Raw genomic sequence first — 17,178 nt, 5'->3', positions numbered from 1 at the left:
GGCAAGGCGGGGGCGAAACGCTACCCCGCCAGCTCTTCACGGTACTGCGGCACCGCCCGGCGGAAACCGCGCGTCATCAACAGCAGATACGCCACGCCCGCGGCGCCCCAACAGAGCCCGAGCCTCATGGAGCTGGCCTCCAGGTTGAGCCACAGCAAGCCGACCGTCAGCACGCCGACCAGCGGCAGCAGCAAGTAGTGCAGGTGATCGCGTAACCGGCGCCGCCGCTGCTCCCGCAACCAGAATTGAGCGATGACCGACAGGTTAACGAAACTGAATGCCACCAACGCGCCAAAATTAATCAGCGCGGTCGCGGTCACCAGGTCAAACGACACCGCCGACAGGGCAATCAGGCCGACCAGCAGCACGTTGAGGGCCGGCGTACGCCAGGTGGGATGCACGAAACCAAAAAATCGCACCGGAAAAACGCCGTCGCGCCCCATGACGTACAATAAACGCGACACCCCCGCATGGGAGGCCATACCGGAAGCCAGCACCGTGACGCAGGAGAAACACAGCACCACCGACTGAAACAGTTTACCCGCGACGTACAGCATAATTTCCGGCTGCGATGCGTCTGGATGCTGGAAGCGCGTGATATCCGGGAAGAACAGCTGCAAAAAGTAGGAGACGATAATAAAAATCACGCCGCCTATCAGCGCGGTGAGGAAAATCGCCCGTGGGATCACCCGTCCGGCATCCGGCGTTTCTTCGGACAATGAGCTGATGCCGTCAAATCCCAGGAACGAGAAGCACAGGATCGTGGCGCCGGTAATCATGGGAATAACATGCGCATTTTCAGACCAAAACGGTGCGATGCTCACTAAAGTGCCGCGGCCTTCCCCCTGCATTACCCCGTGGATCACCAGGCCCAGGAATACCACCATAATCGCCACCTGCAGCACCACGATCAGGCTGTTGAAATGGGCGACCAAGCGGATGCCGCGTAAATTGAACAGCGTCATCATCGCCACCAGCCCGGCGACGAATATCCAGGCCGGCACCGACGGGAAGAGTGCCTGAAGGTAAATTTTCGCCAACAGGATGTTGATCATCGGCATGAAGAGATAATCGAGCAGCGACGACCAGCCCACCATAAACCCTACGCCTGGGCTGATGGCTTTCTGGGCATAAGTATACGCCGACCCGGCCGAGGGGAAGCGGCGCACCAGTTTACCGTAGCTGAGCGCGGTAAAGAGAACGGCGCAAAGCGCCACCGCATAGGCGGTGGCCACATGTCCATCGGTCAGGCCGGAGACAATGCCGAAGGTATCAAACAACGTCATCGGCTGCAGGTAGGCCAGGCCTATCATCACCACCTGAAACAGGGTCAGGGTTTTTCTCAACGTAGCGCGTTGGCCTGACGCCTGCCCTGCCATAACTTTCTGCCCCATACTCATTTACGTCCTCATGCACGCGCGAGGGTGCCTCATCGGGTGACGGTCATGTCGTGCGCATGCAACCTTTGCGCGTAACAGCGATGAAAAAACCGGCACCTTTCGGCGCCGGTTGTTTTTGCGGGCGGTATTTTGCTACAGCGATGGCAAGATGGCAATACGCGCCGTATCAGGCGTTGTTCAGCATCCAATCGATTTCGGTGGCCGTCACCCGTCGCTCGAACTCGCTCAGTTCGGCGGTTTTGCAGGTATGGAAGAGTCGGCAAAAACGCTCACCAAGCAGGGCGGGCAGGCGAACATCGTCGGCGAACAGGGCCAGGGCTTCGCATTGGCGCAGCGGCAGCGGCGTGCCCCCCGCCAGCGCGCCGTCGCCGCGCACCCTCGCCGGCAGCGGCGCATTGCCGTCCAGCCCGTGCACTATACCGGCCAGCAAGGCCGCCACCACCAGATACGGGTTGGCGTCCGCCCCGGCGACGCGATATTCCAGGCGATAATTCTCGGCATCGCTACAGGGGATACGCACGGCCACCGTCCGATTGTTAACGCCCCAATTGGCGCGCAGCGGGACATAGCCGCCCGGCTGAAAGCGCCGGAAGGCGTTGACGTTGGGCGCCAGCAGCGCCATCGACGCGGGCAGCAGATCCAGCACCCCGGCGATAGCGCGCGCCATCAGCGGCGACGGGCGTCCCAGGGAGTCCAGTAAACCGTTGTTGCCCGCGGCATCCCGCAAACTGAGGTGAATGTGCAGGCCGCTGCCGGTCCAGGCTTCATAGGGTTTGGCCATAAAGGTGGCGGTCAGGCGGTGCTGCTCCGCCACCCGGCGCACCAGCCGTTTCAACTGTAGCGCCTGATCGCAGGCGTGTAGCACCTGGTCACTATGGGCGAGGTTAATCTCGAACTGACCCGGGGCGGACTCCGCCACCGCGCCCTCTGTCGGCAGTCCCTGAAGGCGCGCCAGCCGGGCGATATCGTCAAGGACTGCCCCATAGTGGTCCAGGCGGTCCAGGGAGTAAACCTGGCGCTGATTTTCCCGCTGCCGGCCGTCGGGTTGGCGGGGCGGTTGCGGCATCTGCGCCCCGTTACGCCGCCGGTCTACCAGATAAAATTCCAGCTCCGCCGCCACCACCGGAAAGATGCCGCGCACACGCAGCTGTTGCCAGAGGCGATTTAGCACGTTGCGCGGTTCGACGTCATAGGGCTTCCCGTCACGATCGCGCATGGTTAGCTGTAACTGCGCGCAGTGCGTGGGATCGGCGGCGGAGGGTGTGAGGGTGCCGGCGAGCGGCAGGCACAGCAGGTCAGGTTCGCCGTCCTCGCCGGCCAGGCCCGCCGTTGCGACCGTCTTGCCGGTCACGGTCATGGCATACACCGAAGCGGGGAAATAAAAACCGCGCCGCAGATGGCGCACGCTGGAGAGGGCAACACGTTTACCGCGAAAACTACCGTTAAGATCCGTCAGCAGGAGATCCACCTGCCGGGTATGGGGATAGCGTTCCAGATACGCCTCGACTTCGCGCTGGAACGCGCTGGTTCGACTCACTGTCGGTCCGGGGTCGAAAACCGCCGGGCTATCTGCCAGATTTTCCATAGGTTACCTCAGAGGCCTGTGGCCGTCGCGCGAACGCGAACCGAGCGCGGCGCAACAAAAAACCACGCCCCTCATCAACCATAGCGGTAAGGCCGCCGGCTGGCAAATCTGCGCCGGAAGACGACGCGTCAGGCCATCGGCATCATGGCGGGATCGGGATAGAGATAGTCGAACCCCAGCTCTTTGCAAATCCGGCTGCCGTCAATGATCTTCCCCTCGACGTCGCCGGCGTCCGCCAGATAAACGGGGGATGCGAGACCTAACGCGCGCGCCATCGCCGGGTAATAATCACGCTTTGCGGGATGTCCCGGCGCGCATAAATTGTAGCGATGACCGCCGCGGGGCAGTTGCAGCAACAGGGTAATGGCGCTGATAACGTCCGCCAGATGCACCAGATTGACGCCCTGCCCACCGCCCGGCAGCCCCTGTTTACCCGCCAGGAAACGCCCCGGGTGGCGGCCCGGCCCCACCAGCCCCGCCAGCCGCAGAATATCCACCGACGTGTGGGGCAATTGATGCAGCCAGTTTTCCAGCTCAACCAAACACATGCCCGCCGGCGAGCACGGCGCGGTCGGACTTTCCTCGCGCTTCACGCCGGAACCTTCGCCATACACCGACGTCGAGCTGGTGAAAATAATGCGCGGCACCGCGGCCGCCAGCGCGCTGTCCACCACCTGCTGGACCGCCAGGAAATAATTGTCCGCTCCCTCCACCGTGCGGCTAGCCGGCAAGGTGATGATCAGGGCGTCCGCCTGGAACAGCGCCGCCAGATCGTCCGGATCGGCCTCCGGCAGCGGCGTCAAGTTCAGTTGATAACACTCTATCCCGCTCATGCGCGCCGCCTCGACGCCGTCCGGCCGCGTTTTGCTCCCCACCACCTGATAACCTCGGGCCAGTAAAGAAAGCGCCAACGGCATGCCCAGCCAGCCCAATCCGACAATCGCCACTTTTTTCATCGCGCCCGCTCCCCTTTTGTTCTCCCGCTTACGATAAGCTTAACGCGTTGCGGCGGCGAAAGCGCCGGGTAGCGACACAAAAAAGTGTTGCACTCTGCATCAAACATGGTTAGGTTATCGGCATTGTTTACTGAAAATTCAGTAACGCGACGTGTGGAACAGGCAATGACAAACATTCTGATCAACCATCATCATCACCATCACCCTGACTAGTCTTTCAGGCGATGAGTGCTGGAAGACGTTCTAATCTTCCAGCGGCGCAGAATGTCAGAGAGAGCCCTCGGAAGATATCTTCCGAGGGTTTTTTTTTGGCTTGGATAAATAATTCAGAGACGGCAGAGGACATCATGTTGGACAAAACACGGTTACGGATAGCAATGCAGAAATCGGGCCGGTTAAGCAAAGAATCGCAGCAGTTGCTGGAGCAATGCGGCATAAAGATCAATCTGCAACAGCAGCGCCTGCTGGCGTTTGCTGAAAATATGCCGATTGATATCATGCGGGTACGCGACGACGATATTCCGGGCCTGGTGATGGATGGCGTGGTGGATCTCGGCATCATCGGCGAAAACGTGCTGGAGGAGGAATTGCTGACCCGGCGCGCACAAGGGGAAGATCCCCGCTATTTCACCCTGCGCAGGCTGGATTTCGGCGGCTGCCGGTTGTCGATGGCGCTGCCGCTCGACGTCCCCTGGACCGGTCCCGAATGCCTGCGCGGTAAACGTATCGCCACCTCCTACCCGCATTTGCTCAAGCAATATCTGGATAAACTCGACATCACTTTCAAATCTTGCCTGCTGAACGGCTCGGTGGAAGTCGCGCCGCGGGCCGGCCTGGCCGATGCCATCTGCGATCTGGTATCCACAGGCGCCACCCTCGAGGCTAACGGTCTGCGCGAGGTGGAAGTCATTTATCGCTCGAAGGCTTGCCTCATTCAGCGCGATGGCGAACTGTCGGTGGCCAAGCAATCGCTGGTGGATAAGCTTTTGATCCGTATTCAGGGGGTCATTCAAGCCCGTGAATCGAAATACATCATGCTGCACGCCCCCACCGAGCGGTTGGATCAAATCATCAGCCTATTGCCTGGCGCCGAACGTCCGACGGTCCTGCCGCTGGCGGGCGATCAGCACCGCGTGGCGATGCATATGGTCAGCACCGAAACCCTGTTTTGGGAAACCATGGAAAACCTGAAGGCCCTCGGCGCCAGCTCAATACTGGTGCTGCCCATTGAAAAAATGATGGAGTAACGCCATGACCGCCACTGTTTTTTCCCAACCGATACGCTGGCGCGATTGCGATGCCGCCGGGCAGGCGCGGCTGTTGACCCGCCCGGCGGTCGATGCCCAGGCAGACGTCAGCGCCACCGTCGGCGCGATTCTGCAACAGGTTCGCCAGGAAGGTGACAACGCGCTGCGCGCGCTTAACGCCCGCTTTGACTGCACCGAGACGCCCGAGCTGCGCGTCACGCAAGCGGCCGTTGATCAGGCTGCCCGCCGGCTGTCGCCGGAAATCAAACGCGCGATGACGGTGGCGGTGGCAAACATCGAGCGTTTTCACCGCGCCCAGCAATTGCCGGAGGTCGATGTGGAAACGATGCCGGGCGTGCGCTGCCGTCAAGTGACCCGGCCGGTGGCTTCGGTGGGGCTCTACATCCCGGGCGGCTCCGCGCCGCTGCCTTCGACGGTGCTAATGCTGGCGACGCCGGCGCGCATCGCCGGCTGCCGGCGGGTGATCCTGTGCTCGCCGCCGCCGATCGCCGATGAAATCCTGTATGCGGCGTCGCTATGCGGGGTCGCAGACATCTACCAGGTCGGCGGCGCGCAGGCCATTGCCGCCATGGCGTTCGGCACCGAGTCCATCGCGAAAGTGGACAAAATTTTTGGCCCGGGCAATGCCTGGGTCACCGAAGCGAAACGGCAGGTCAGCCAGCGTCTGGACGGCGCCGCCATCGATATGCCCGCCGGGCCGTCCGAAGTGCTGGTTATCGCCGATGCGCAGGCCAATCCCGCGTTTGTCGCCGCCGATCTGCTGTCGCAGGCCGAACACGGCCCCGATTCCCAGGTGATCCTGCTGACCCCCGACGCCTCTCTGGCACAGCGTGTGGCGCTGGAAACCGAACGCCAATTACAATCACTCTCCCGCGCCGCTATCGCCCGCCAGGCGCTGGCCAGTAGCCGCCTTATCATCACCGCCGATCTGGCCGAGTGCGTGGCCATCAGCAACCGTTACGGGCCGGAGCACTTGATAATTCAAACCCGCGATGCCGAGCGCTGGGTGGAAGAAATTACCAGCGCCGGCTCCATTTTCCTCGGCGACTGGTCACCGGAATCCGCGGGCGATTACGCCTCCGGCACCAACCATGTCCTGCCCACCTACGGCTATACCGCCACCTGTTCAAGCCTGGGTCTGGCGGATTTCCAAAAACGCATGACGGTCCAGGAACTCACGCCCGCCGGCCTGCTGGCGCTGGCGCCGACCGTCGAAACCCTGGCGCAGGCCGAGCGGCTTACCGCCCATAAAAACGCCATCAGCCTGCGCGTCGCCGCGCTCAAGGAGCAGCAATGAGTATTAGTCACTTAGCCCGCGCCAACGTGCTGGCGCTGGAGCCCTATCTGTCGGCGCGCCGGCTGGGCGGCCAGGGGGATATCTGGCTGAACGCCAACGAGTACCCGCTGCCGCCGGTTTACGATCTGCGCGGCGGCGATCTGAACCGCTACCCGGCCTGCCAGCCGGCGGGCGTTATCACCGGTTACGCGAACTATGCGGGTGTGGGGGCGGAAAACGTGGTGGTCTGCCGCGGGGCCGACGAGGGCATTGAGCTGCTGATCCGCGCCTTTTGCGAACCGGGCGCCGATGCCATTCTGTTTTGCCCGCCCACGTATGGCATGTATAGCGTCAGCGCCGAGACCTTTGGTATTGCGCGCCGCACGGTCGCGGCCCGCGAAGACTGGCAGCTTGATCTGCCGGCCATTCACGCGCGGCTCGACGGCGTGAAGCTTTTGTACATTTGCAGTCCGAACAATCCCACCGGCAATCTTATCGAACCCGAGACCCTGCGCGCGCTGCTGGAAATGACCCGCGATCGCGCGTTGCTGGTGGTGGACGAGGCCTATATCGATTTCTGCCCACAGGCGAGCGTGGTGAGTTGGCTTGCCGCGTATCCGCACCTGGTCATCCTGCGCACGTTGTCTAAGGCTTTCGCCTTGGCCGGACTGCGCTGCGGTTTTGTGCTGGCCAACGCTGAAGTGGTTCAGCTGTTGTTAAAAGTTATTGCCCCCTACCCCCTGGCGCTGCCGGTAGCGGATATCGCCGAACAGGCCCTGTCTGCCGACGGGTTGCGGCAAACGCGGACGCGGGTGGCGCAGATCAATGCTAATCGCGAAACGCTGGCGCGCGAGTTGGCGCAGTGCCCCTGCATCCGCGCGGTGTATCCCAGCGTCAGCAATTACTTGCTGGTCCGCTGCGATCCGGCCTATCAGGTGTTCAAAACCCTGTGGGATCAGGGTACGATTTTACGCGATCAGAGCAAACAGCCGGGATTGGCCGACTGTCTGCGTATTACCATCGGCACCGAGGCGGAGTGCCAAAGCGTGGTCGCGGCGTTAAAGGCGCTGGCCCCCGCATCCTCATCCAGCAAGGAGTCCCTGTGAATCAGAAAGTCCTGTTTATCGATCGCGATGGCACGCTTATCAGCGAACCCCCGGAGGATTTCCAGGTTGACCGTATGGACAAGCTGGCGCTGGAGCCCGATGTGATCCCGGCGCTGCTGGCGCTGCAAAAAACCGGCTACCGACTGGTGATGATTACCAACCAGGACGGCCTGGGCACCGCCAGTTTCCCGCAGGCGGATTTCGATGGCCCGCATAATTTGATGATGGCCATTTTCACGTCGCAAGGCATCGTTTTTGATGAGGTGTTGATTTGCCCGCATCTGCCCGCCGACGGCTGCGCGTGCCGTAAACCGCTGACCGCGCTGGTCACGCCGTGGCTACAGCAGGGCGCGTTGGATAACGCCCACAGTTATGTCATCGGCGACCGGGAAACCGATATGACCCTTGCGGCCAATATGGGTATTCGCGGGCTGCGTTATCAACGCGAGACGCTCAACTGGCAGGCTATCGGCGAGCAGCTCACCCGCCGCGATCGCCATGCGCGCGTCAACCGCGTGACGCGGGAAACCGCCATCGACGTCGAGGTCTGGCTCGACAGAGAAGGCGGCAGCCGTATCAACACCGGCATCGGCTTTTTCGATCATATGCTCGATCAAATAGCGACCCATGGCGGGTTGCGCATGAATATTGCCGTGCAGGGGGATTTGCATATCGACGATCACCACACGGTGGAAGATACCGCCCTGGCGCTGGGGGAAGCGCTGAATAAGGCGCTGGGGGACAAACGCGGCATAGGCCGTTTCGGGTTCGTGCTGCCGATGGACGAATGCTTGGCGCGCTGCGCGCTGGATATCTCCGGGCGTCCGCATCTGGAATATAAAGCCGAATACAGTTTTCAGCGCGTGGGCGATCTCAGTACCGAAATGGTAGAGCATTTCTTCCGCTCCCTCTCGTATGCCATGGCCTGCACGCTGCACCTGCGCACTAAAGGCAAGAATGACCACCATCGGGTAGAGAGTCTGTTCAAGGCCTTCGGCCGCACGCTGCGCCAGGCCATCCGCGTAGAGGGTGATACCCTGCCAAGCTCAAAAGGAGTGCTGTAATGAACGTGGTTGTCCTGGATACCGGCTGCGCCAATCTGTTCTCGGTCACCGCCGCGGTGCGCCGTCTGGGCTATCAACCGATTGTCAGCCGCGACGCCGAGGTGGTATTGCAGGCGGACAAACTGTTTCTGCCCGGCGTCGGCACCGCCCAGGCGGCCATGGACCAGTTGCAAGAGCGGGGACTTATTGCGCTGGTGAAAGCCTGCACCCAGCCGGTATTGGGTATTTGCCTCGGTATGCAGCTGCTGGGCGCCGCCAGCGATGAAAATGGCGGCGTCAACACCCTCGGCATTATCGACGCACCGGTGACGCGCATGGCGGACGTCGGCCTGCCCCTGCCCCATATGGGCTGGAACCAGGTGACGGCGCAGGCCGGCAATCGCCTGTTTCGCGGCATAGACGACGGCAGTTACTTTTATTTCGTTCACGGCTACGCCATGCCGCTGTGCGCCGCCACCATCGCCCAGGCCAGCTATGGCGCGCCGTTCACCGCCGCGGTGGAGCAGGATAACTTCTTCGGCGTGCAGTTTCATCCCGAGCGCTCCGGCGCCGCCGGCCGCCAACTGCTGAAAAACTTTTTGGAGATGTAACCGGTGATTATACCCGCTTTGGACTTGATTGACGGCGCCGTGGTGCGGCTGCATCAAGGCGATTATCAGACACAGCGCAGCTATGGCGCCGATCCGCTACCGCGCCTTGAGGATTACCTGCGCCAGGGGGCCGAGGTGCTGCACCTGGTGGATTTATCCGGCGCGCGCGACCCGCAAGCGCGCCAGATATCGCTGTTGACACGGCTGCTGGCAGGAGTGGCGCCGGCCCTGGTGCAGGTCGGCGGCGGCGTTCGCAGCGCGGCGGACGTCGAGGCGCTGCTGGAGGCGGGCGCCACCCGCGTGGTGGTCGGCTCCACCGCGGTAAGGCAGCCGCAGGAGGTGCGGCGCTGGTTTGAGCGATTCGGCCCCGACGCGCTGGTGCTGGCGCTGGATGTGCGCATCGACGGCGACGGCGAACGGCGGGTAGCGATAAGCGGCTGGCAAGAAGACTCCGGCGCGACGCTGGAACAGGTGATCGCGCACTATCGTCCGTTGGGTCTGAAACACGTGCTGTGTACCGATATTTCCCGCGACGGCACGCTGGCGGGCAGCAACCTGTCGCTTTATCAATCGCTGTGCGACACCTGGCCCGATATTGCCTTTCAATCCTCCGGCGGCATCGGCAGCCTGGCGGATATCGCCGCGCTACGCCACAGCGGCGTGCAGGGCGTCATCGTCGGCCGCGCGCTGCTGGAAAATAAATTTACCGTCGCGGAGGCGCTAACATGTTGGCAAAACGCATAATTCCCTGCCTGGATGTCCGGCAGGGTCAGGTAGTCAAAGGGGTGCAATTTCGCCATCACGAGATTATCGGTGATATCGTGCCTCTGGCGCGCCGTTATGCCGAGGAAGGGGCCGACGAACTGGTCTTTTATGATATTACCGCCTCCGCCGACGGCCGGGTGGTGGACAAACGCTGGATAGCCGAGGTCGCCGAAGTCATCGACATCCCCTTCTGCGTGGCGGGCGGTATCCAAAGCATCGAGCAAGCCGGGGAGATTCTCTCCTACGGCGCCGATAAGATTTCCATTAATTCACCGGCGCTGGCGGACCCGACGCTTATCAGCCGCCTGGCGGATCGCTTTGGCGTGCAGTGTATTGTCGTCGGCATCGATACCTGGTTCGACGCCGCCAACCGGCGTTATCAGGTCAATCAATATACCGGCGACGAAACCCGGACCCGCATCACCCCCTGGCAAACCCTGGATTGGGTAGACGAGGTGCAACGGCGCGGCGCGGGGGAAATCGTGCTGAACATGATGAATCAGGACGGCGTACGTAACGGTTATGATTTGGAGCAACTGCGGCAGGTACGTGAACGCTGCCACGTCCCGCTTATCGCTTCCGGCGGCGCCGGCGCGATGGCGCATTTTTTGGCGGCGTTTCGCGACGCGCACGTGGACGGCGCCCTGGCGGCGTCGGTGTTTCATAAGCAGATCATCAATATCGGTGAGTTGAAGCAGTTTTTGGCGGCAGAGGGAGTGGAAATCAGATTATGTTAACCGAACAACAGCGCCAGCAGTTGGATTGGCAGAAAAACGGCGGCCTGCTGCCCGCCATCGTCCAGCATGCCGTCTCGGGCGAGGTTTTGATGCTGGGCTATATGAACGCCGACGCGCTACAGGCAACCGAACAATCCGGCAAGGTGACATTTTATTCGCGCAGCAAACAACGTTTGTGGACCAAAGGCGAAAGTTCCGGTCACGTTTTGCACCTGGTCAGCCTTCACCCGGACTGCGACAACGATACCCTGCTGATTTTGGCTCATCCAAAAGGCCCGACCTGCCATAACGGGACCAGCAGCTGTTTTGCTCCAGCCAGCAGCGATTGGGGGTTTCTCTATACGCTGGAGACGCTGCTCGGCGAGCGTAAAAACGCCGATCCACACAGTTCCTATACCGCCAGCCTGTACGCCAGCGGCACCAAACGCATCGCCCAGAAGGTCGGCGAAGAGGGGGTGGAAACCGCCTTGGCCGCCACGGTACACGACCAAGAGGAGCTGACCAATGAGGCGGCGGATTTGGTCTATCATCTGCTGGTGCTGTTGCAGGATCAAGAGCTCGATTTAAGCCGGGTGATTGGCCGCCTGCGCGAACGTCACCGCTAAACCCCGCTCGACGCGACGGGCCGGGGACGGCGGCGCGAGGGCGGAGGTCCCCGTCATCGCGGCGGGATAGCGCTGATGATAGGCGTTGAAAGCGGCGGGGAACCGCCGCCGATACACCGCTCTTGCGGCTGCCGTTCGGGCCTCGCAGGGCTTAAGCGGCGCGGGTCGCGGCGTTGACGTCGCCAGCCGCCGCGCCGCCTTGCGCTTCCTCCGCCGCACGCAGCGCAGCGGAAAGTTCCGTGCGCATCTCGGCGGGCAAATGCGGACAGCCGAGCAGAATTTGCCAGGCCAGGCCGCGCAGCTCGGTGGTCAATGTCCCCAACCGCCGCGCCAGCAGGCTCAGAATCGGCCGTTCTGACGCGCGGCTGAGCGCCACCACCCGCTGGAACACAACCAGACCATCGTCGGCGGGGACGGCGGCAAAATAGGTGGCGATATGCTCGAGTAGATCATCATAGGCCGCCGGCGCGAATCCGGGTAACCGATTAAGCCAGCGCTGACAATGCTCCGCCAACCGCTGCTCAGGGAGGGCGTGAAAGGCCTGCACGCTCAATTCCCGCAATATTCCCGCCTGCAGATGATGCGGCCAGCGGTCAATCAGGCCCAGCAGCGCATCATATAGCTCAGACGCCTGCCGGCCATCGAGTCCGTGAAAAACCTGTCCCATCATCGTCCCGACCGCCGCATGCTGTTGTTCGGGGGACAGCCGATATGCCGCGCCGCGATGTCCCTCCCGACCGAGCCAGGCCATCACGTCGCTGAATCGCGCCGCGCCGCTGGCCCTTGCGGCGGCCGATGGCGCAGCACGCCCTGGCCGGGCGGAAACGCCGGCGCGGTTACGCTGCTTTGGCGGCAGCGGCGGTGGCACATCGCCGGCGGTCGCGCGTCGTGCCGGCGCCGGCGATGCGACGCTACCGGCACGGGGAAACATCCAGTTCAGGGTAGTGGCGAATGCCTCCTGAGGGTGGCCCAGCGCATCTGCCGGCGGGGAGATCCCGCCGCTAACGGCGGGTGAAAACCTTACCGGGCGGGTGAGGAAAGCGGCGTTGCTCGACGATGGCATGGGGCGACCCGACAAAGCGTCGCCGTGGGCCGGCAGGGAAATCGCGCGCTCCCCCAGCACCGCCCCCCCGGCCGACGCAATGGCCGCGCGGTCACCGCAGAAGGTGCCCTGGGTCGGCAGAGAGGCCGAGCGGCCCGCTACGGACGCCACCTTTGCCAGCAGCGCGTTGGCGGTGCCACGGCCGGCTATGTCGCCGCTCTTCGCGCTAGCCGATGCGGGCGCAGGCCCCTTTGGCCCGGCGTCTGCGTCGGCCTGCCGGATAAGCCGGGGGCGACGTCTAACCCCGTCAGCCATGCGCCTGTCCGGCAGCGCAGGCGCGTCAGCGGATCGTTCCCCCTGCGGCGACCATGGCCGAACCGCCGCCCTTTCTGCCGGGCCGCCGCGTTCAGCGAGCGGCGCCTCGCTCGCCGCTCGCCCCTCTGCTACACGCTGAAAGTGACCGCCCGCGCTAGCGCTCGCCGCGCTGCCCTGTTCAACGCGCCGGATATGGCCGCTGAGCATGAACGATAAAGCCCGTAGCGTACTGATTTGTGGTTTTTTTTCTCCAGCGTGCGCGGTGATAACGGCGCCCCCGCCGCTACGCTCTGCCGGCCCACTGCCACTGGGTGCGGCGTGATGCCGAGCGCCGCCGCGGTAAGTTAAAAACGAGCTAAGCATGCATGATTCCTTTCTGTGAAAGGCCTTTCCAGGCCAAGGCGGGCAGTATAGCCAGGGCTGTTGACCTTAAATATCACGGTTTCACCTTAATTGACTCGTTTCAATTCACCTTCGCGGCCGTCGCGGCAAAAAAAAACCGGCCGGAATAACCGGCCGGTGTCACTGTTCAAGATGCCGCCAGGCAAGGGATTATCCCCTGCCCTGGCTTCGTTCGTTAGTCGCTTATCATGCCTGCGTAGCGCCGGTTGCCCTTATTCCAGCCATTCCGTATGGAACACCCCTTCCTTATCGATACGCTTGTAGGTATGGGCGCCAAAATAGTCGCGCTGGGCCTGGATCAGGTTGGCCGGCAGCACGGCGGAACGATAGCTATCATAGTAAGCGATAGCGGCGGAGAAGGTCGGCGTCGGAATGCCGTGCTGAACCGCATAGGCCACAACATCGCGCAGCGCCTGTTGATAGTCATCGGCAATCTTCTTAAAGTACGGCGCCAGCAACAGATTAGCGATCGCCGGATCTTGAGCATAGGCATCGGTAATTTTTTGCAAGAACTGCGCCCGGATAATGCAGCCGGCGCGGAAAATCTTCGCGATTTCGCCGTAATTCAAATCCCACTGGTTTTCATCCGAGGCGGCCTTCAACTGGGAAAAGCCCTGCGCATAGGAAACTATTTTGCCTAAATAGAGCGCACGGCGCACTTTCTCGATAAAGTCCGCTTTATCGCCACTGAACGCTTCCGTTTGCGGACCGGTAAGCACCTTGGACGCCGCCACGCGTTGCTGCTTCAGGGATGACAGGTAGCGGGCAAACACCGATTCAGTAATCAGACTCAGCGGCTCGCCTAAATCCAGCGAGCTCTGGCTGGTCCATTTGCCGGTGCCTTTGTTAGCCGCCTCATCAAGAATGACGTCCACCAGGAATTGGCCCTGCTCATCCTTCTTGGTGAAGATATCTTTTGTGATATCAATCAAGTAGCTGCTCAGCTCGCCTTTATTCCATTCGCTAAAGGTGCTGGCAAGCTGCTCATTGCTCAGACCCAGCGCATTCTTCAGCAGCGCATAGGCTTCAGCAATCAGCTGCATGTCGCCGTATTCGATACCGTTATGCACCATTTTGACATAATGGCCGGCGCCATCGGGACCGATATAGGTCACACAGGCTTCGCCATCGGCGCGCGCGGCGATTTTCTCCAGAATGGGGGCCACCAGCTCATAGGCGTGTTTCTGTCCGCCCGGCATAATCGACGGCCCTTTCAGCGCGCCCTCTTCACCGCCGGAAACGCCGGTGCCGATAAAGTTAAACCCTTCCTCCGACAGCTCGCGGTTGCGGCGGATGGTGTCTTTATAGAAGGTGTTGCCGCCATCGATAAGGATGTCGCCTTTTTCCAAGAACGGTTTTAGCGACTCGATAGTTTTATCAGTGCCTTCCCCGGCTTTGACCATCAACAGGATACGTCGCGGTTTCTCAAGCGAATTAACAAATTCCTCAACGCTATAATAGGGCACCAGCTTTTTCCCCGGGTTTTCAGCGATCACTTCATCGGTCTTTTCGCGCGACCGGTTGAAAATGGATACGCTGTAACCGCGGCTTTCGATGTTAAGCGCCAGGTTGCGCCCCATGACCGCCATACCGACGACGCCTATCTGTTGTGTGGACATTAAGCAACTCCTGTAGTAAGGATGATCCCCTGCCGCCGCCGCGCGGCGGACAGGTCTATATGTATATTATATGTTAACCTAAGCGAGTGTCTCGCGGGTAGTGATTGGTGCGATAGGAACGCTATCCTTTGTCGTGGCCCGCCAGCTCGCGGTAGATATCAGCATAGCTACTGACCATCCGCGTTGAAGTAAATAAGGCGTTGAAACGCTCGAGCGCCTGTTCGCCATAGCGCCGCGCCTGGGCGGGATTTTGCCAAAGCTGACGCATGGCATCGGCCAGCTCCGCCGGCGACGCCGGCGGCACCACCAGGCCGGTTTGCCGATGAATATTGACATAGGTGGTGCCGGTGCCGATTTCACAGCTAATCAGCGGCTTACCGTACATCGCCCCCTCCAAGAGCGTGATGCCAAACGCCTCGGACCGTAAATGGGACGGGAATACCACGCTATAACAACTCTCCAGCAACGCGGCTTTGTCCACGTCCGGTAAGGCGCCGAGAAAATGGATATTATTCAGCCCCAATTCGGCGCTGCGTTTTTTCAGCTCGGCCTCCATCGGCCCCACGCCAATCAAAACTATAGGATAAGGCGCGCTGCGCGCCGCTTCGATCAGCGTATGCAATCCTTTGTAGTAGCGAAACGCGCCGATGAACAGAAAAAAACGCTCGCCGAACCGGTTGCGCCACTGCGCCTCGCGCGCCTTGTCTGCCGGCGGATAGGATGCGCGGTCGAGACCAAACGGGATCACCGACACTTTGGCCAGGTAGCGCTGCAAAATGGGGCTGGTGGCGACATAATTCGGCGACGAGGCGACGATACGATCGACATCGCCGAGAAAATGGCGCATCAGCGGAGTATACATCCGCAGGATAAATTTTTGTTTTACTATATCCGAATGGTAGGTGACCACGGTCGGTTTATTATTCGCCGCCAAAAAATGCACCATATCCATGAAAGGATAGGGAAAATGGAAATGGACCACATCGGCTTCGGCCGCCAGCTGGCGAAAGCGCGCGATAGCGCCAAATGAAAACGGCGTCGAGGCAAATTCAAAATTGACGGCGCTGTAGGCGGTATGATGCTGCCCCAGCGGCCTGGGTTCACAGTGACCGCGCGGGCTCAACGCCAGCACGGTGGAATCGATACCGTACGCCGGACCGCCTTCGCACAGCTGAAAAATCACCTGCTCAATGCCGCCGTAAGAGTCGGGATAGTAGGTTTTATAAAAATGTAAGACTTTCAGCATAGACCACATTAAACCTTAAGATAAGCTTTAATCGTATCCTGAGCGCAGCGCTGCCAGGAGAACATTTGCGCGCGCGCCAGACCGGCGCTCACGGCCTCCGCACGCCACGCCTCGTCTTGCAACCCCCGCGCGATCCCCGCGCTTAAGGCGTCGACATCCCGCGGATCGCAGATCAACGCCGCATCATTCGCCACCTCCGGCAGCGATGCGGCGCTGGAACAGACCACCGGCACGCCCGACGCCATGGCCTCCAATACCGGTAAGCCGAATCCTTCATACAATGAGGGAAACACAAACAAGCGGGCGGCGGCAAATAAAATCGGCAGTTCCTCTTGCGCCACATAACCCAGATAGTTAACCCAACCTTCGCGGCTGCCGCGTTCAAAGCGCTGATGGAGAGCGTCGCTGCCCCAGCCTTTATAACCGCTTATCACCAGCGGAAAACGCTGCCGCAGCGTTAGCGGAAGCTGCTCATAGGCATTGAGCAGCACCGATAGATTTTTGCGTGGTTCAATGGTGCCGGTAAATAAAGTATACCCACGATATCCTATTCCCAATCGCGACAAGAGCGGCGCCACCGCATCCTCGACGCGAGGATAAAACGACGTGCCGCAGGCCAAGGGCGTAACATCAATTTTTTCGATCGGGTAATTAAAATACGCCGCCAGTTCATTTTTGGAGAAGTCGGAGACGGTAATCACCCGGCTGGCGCGCCGCAGACTGGATAGCATCGCTTTACGTAAATACCGCACCCGTTCTGGCGGGTGGTATTCAGGACAGGTAAAAATAGAAATATCATGGAAAGTGGTAAGCGAACGCGGCATGCCCACCGGCAGATAATAGTTAGGGCTGTGGTAAATGTAATCGCGATAATTGCGCAACCCCACTCTTTGGCCTAGCGGAAACACGAGCCGGTACATTTCTATCAACGCGCTACGGCGCTGAAGCCATTGTTGCCAAGGCCGGGAAGGTGAAGCCAACGCAGGTGAGTAGTCCGGCAGGGAAGTCTGAACCTGCAGTCGGTTAAAAAACCGCAGTTCTTCCACTTCCGGCATACGCTCTAGCTGGTGCACAAGCTCCAATGCATAACGGCCAATCCCGGTTAACGGATATTTTATCGCATCGGTAGCAAACATTATCTTCATGCGTGAGATCCTAATCCTGAAAGCGATCGGCGCCGGGCTGGTTTCGTTGTCCCAGCA

15 protein-coding genes and 1 other annotated feature are annotated in these 17,178 nt (G+C 60.8%); of the genes, 8 read left to right on the top strand and 7 right to left on the bottom strand.

All coding sequences use genetic code 11. The annotated features are described in order from the left end of the window. Positions 1 to 20 precede the first annotated feature (20 nt). From SANT_RS07505 to SANT_RS07495, 3 genes are all read right to left on the bottom strand, one after another. Positions 21 to 1,394 carry an APC family permease gene (locus tag SANT_RS07505; RefSeq protein ID WP_025421678.1) on the bottom strand — a complete coding sequence of 458 codons (1,374 nt, stop codon included), beginning with the start codon at positions 1,392 to 1,394 and terminating at the stop codon, positions 21 to 23. Positions 1,395 to 1,566: 172 nt separating this feature from the next. Then, positions 1,567 to 2,985: a glutamine synthetase family protein gene (locus SANT_RS07500; RefSeq protein WP_025421677.1), complete on the bottom strand. Its 1,419-nt coding sequence runs from the start codon at positions 2,983 to 2,985 to the stop codon at positions 1,567 to 1,569. 128 nt (positions 2,986 to 3,113) lie between these two features. Continuing rightward, positions 3,114 to 3,941, bottom strand: coding sequence for an SDR family oxidoreductase (locus tag SANT_RS07495; protein ID WP_025421676.1), 828 nt, complete (start codon positions 3,939 to 3,941; stop codon positions 3,114 to 3,116). A 188-nt stretch (positions 3,942 to 4,129) separates the two neighbouring features. Further along, positions 4,130 to 4,251: a sequence feature (His leader region), on the top strand. A 37-nt stretch (positions 4,252 to 4,288) separates the two neighbouring features. Here SANT_RS07495 and hisG point away from each other — a divergent pair. The 8 genes from hisG to hisIE are packed head-to-tail and all read left to right on the top strand — an operon-like array spanning position 4,289 to position 11,352. Next, entirely contained in the window at positions 4,289 to 5,188 is a 900-nt protein-coding gene (hisG, locus tag SANT_RS07490; protein WP_025421675.1) for an ATP phosphoribosyltransferase, read from the top strand. A 4-nt stretch (positions 5,189 to 5,192) separates the two neighbouring features. Further along, on the top strand, positions 5,193 to 6,506 hold the full coding sequence (gene hisD, locus SANT_RS07485; protein ID WP_025421674.1) for a histidinol dehydrogenase: 1,314 nt from the start codon (positions 5,193 to 5,195) through the stop codon (positions 6,504 to 6,506). Next, positions 6,503 to 7,591, top strand: coding sequence for a histidinol-phosphate transaminase (gene hisC / locus SANT_RS07480; protein WP_025421673.1), 1,089 nt, complete (start codon positions 6,503 to 6,505; stop codon positions 7,589 to 7,591). The genes hisD and hisC overlap by 4 nt, the downstream gene beginning before the upstream one ends. Then, positions 7,588 to 8,655: a bifunctional histidinol-phosphatase/imidazoleglycerol-phosphate dehydratase HisB gene (hisB, locus tag SANT_RS07475; protein WP_025421672.1), complete on the top strand. Its 1,068-nt coding sequence runs from the start codon at positions 7,588 to 7,590 to the stop codon at positions 8,653 to 8,655. Before hisC ends, hisB begins: the two co-directional genes overlap by 4 nt. After that, entirely contained in the window at positions 8,655 to 9,245 is a 591-nt protein-coding gene (hisH, locus tag SANT_RS07470) for an imidazole glycerol phosphate synthase subunit HisH (protein ID WP_025421671.1), read from the top strand. Before hisB ends, hisH begins: the two co-directional genes overlap by 1 nt. A 3-nt stretch (positions 9,246 to 9,248) precedes the next feature. Continuing rightward, entirely contained in the window at positions 9,249 to 9,989 is a 741-nt protein-coding gene (hisA, locus tag SANT_RS07465) for a 1-(5-phosphoribosyl)-5-[(5-phosphoribosylamino)methylideneamino]imidazole-4-carboxamide isomerase (protein ID WP_025421670.1), read from the top strand. After that, positions 9,971 to 10,747, top strand: a complete 777-nt coding sequence (gene hisF / locus SANT_RS07460) for an imidazole glycerol phosphate synthase subunit HisF (protein WP_025421669.1) — start codon at positions 9,971 to 9,973, stop codon at positions 10,745 to 10,747. The genes hisA and hisF overlap by 19 nt, the downstream gene beginning before the upstream one ends. Next, positions 10,741 to 11,352 carry a bifunctional phosphoribosyl-AMP cyclohydrolase/phosphoribosyl-ATP diphosphatase HisIE gene (gene hisIE / locus SANT_RS07455; RefSeq protein ID WP_025421668.1) on the top strand — a complete coding sequence of 204 codons (612 nt, stop codon included), beginning with the start codon at positions 10,741 to 10,743 and terminating at the stop codon, positions 11,350 to 11,352. The genes hisF and hisIE overlap by 7 nt, the downstream gene beginning before the upstream one ends. A gap of 151 nt (positions 11,353 to 11,503) precedes the next feature. On the opposite strand, the gene SANT_RS07450 is transcribed toward hisIE, so the two are convergent. The 4 genes from SANT_RS07450 to SANT_RS07435 form a co-directional block, all read right to left on the bottom strand. After that, positions 11,504 to 12,709, bottom strand: coding sequence for a hypothetical protein (locus tag SANT_RS07450; protein ID WP_038668360.1), 1,206 nt, complete (start codon positions 12,707 to 12,709; stop codon positions 11,504 to 11,506). Between the two features lie 614 nt (positions 12,710 to 13,323). Next, complete coding sequence (gene gndA / locus SANT_RS07445) at positions 13,324 to 14,730, bottom strand: NADP-dependent phosphogluconate dehydrogenase (RefSeq protein WP_025421666.1); 1,407 nt, start codon at positions 14,728 to 14,730, stop codon at positions 13,324 to 13,326. Between the two features lie 121 nt (positions 14,731 to 14,851). Then, positions 14,852 to 15,976, bottom strand: coding sequence for a glycosyltransferase family 4 protein (locus tag SANT_RS07440; RefSeq protein WP_025421665.1), 1,125 nt, complete (start codon positions 15,974 to 15,976; stop codon positions 14,852 to 14,854). Positions 15,977 to 15,984: 8 nt separating this feature from the next. Beyond that, a complete protein-coding gene (locus SANT_RS07435) occupies positions 15,985 to 17,121 on the bottom strand; it encodes a glycosyltransferase family 4 protein (RefSeq protein WP_025421664.1) in 1,137 nt (378 codons plus the stop codon). Between the last annotated feature and the right edge of the window lie 57 nt (positions 17,122 to 17,178).

This window comes from Sodalis praecaptivus (genome assembly GCF_000517425.1).
Lineage (GTDB): Bacteria > Pseudomonadota > Gammaproteobacteria > Enterobacterales > Enterobacteriaceae > Sodalis_A > Sodalis_A praecaptivus.
This window is presented reverse-complemented; position numbering and strand designations above follow the sequence as displayed.